The organism is Streptomyces bobili, assembly GCF_002154575.1.
GTDB classification, from domain to species: domain Bacteria; phylum Actinomycetota; class Actinomycetes; order Streptomycetales; family Streptomycetaceae; genus Streptomyces; species Streptomyces bobili.
This window is the reverse complement of record NZ_MUBA01000413.1, coordinates 1-690: the sequence shown is the minus strand read 5'-3', so window position 1 is coordinate 690 and position 690 is coordinate 1. Positions and strand designations below refer to the sequence as shown.

General features: G+C 68.6%; 1 pseudogene. It reads right to left on the bottom strand.

Annotation, left to right across the window (positions count from 1 at the left end):
- Nucleotides 1–265: 265 nt before the first annotated feature.
- Nucleotides 266–690, bottom strand: a pseudogene (locus tag BZL64_RS42230) (penicillin-binding transpeptidase domain-containing protein); the annotation flags it as partial.

Genomic DNA, 690 nt, shown 5'->3' with positions numbered 1-690 from the left:
TGCGCAGGGTGCGGTGGCCCAGCCAGACCGTGCCCATCATCAGGGCGAGCCCGATACCGGTGTTCACGAGGTGCCGGAACAGGAAGAAGTAGGGGTCGCCCTGGTTGATCTCGGTGCGGTTGCGGGTCGCCGAGTACACCAGCAGGGAGCCGATCAGCGACAGCGCGACGGCCGCCAGCAGTATCGGCCAGTCCAGCCGCCGGGCCAGCGAGTCGCGGGCGAAGATCCGCGTCCAGCCGGCCCGCTCGGGCCCGTACCCGGNNTTCGGGGAGGCGATCGTGCCGTCCGTCTTGATCTTCGGCAGGGCCTTCTGCGGGGTGGGCAGCAGCGCGTTCTTCTTGTTGATCACTCCGGTGTCCGAGACACCGTAGAGAGCGTCGTATATGTTCCGCACGGCCGGGCCGGAGGCACCGGAACCCGTACCGCCCTGGGAGATCGTCATCACGATCGAGTAGTCCTTGGTGTACGTGGCGAACCAGGACGTCGTCTGCTTGCCGTAGACCTCGGCGGTGCCGGTCTTGGCGTGCATCTCGATCTTGTCCTGCGGCCAGCCGCCGAAGCGCCAGGCCGCCGTACCGCGGGTGGCCACGCCGGCGAGGGCGTCGTCCATCTGGGCCAGGGTCTGCTTGGTGACGGGCAGTTTGCCGTGGGCCTTCGGGGCGATCTCCTGGACCGTCCTGCCGTCGGGGC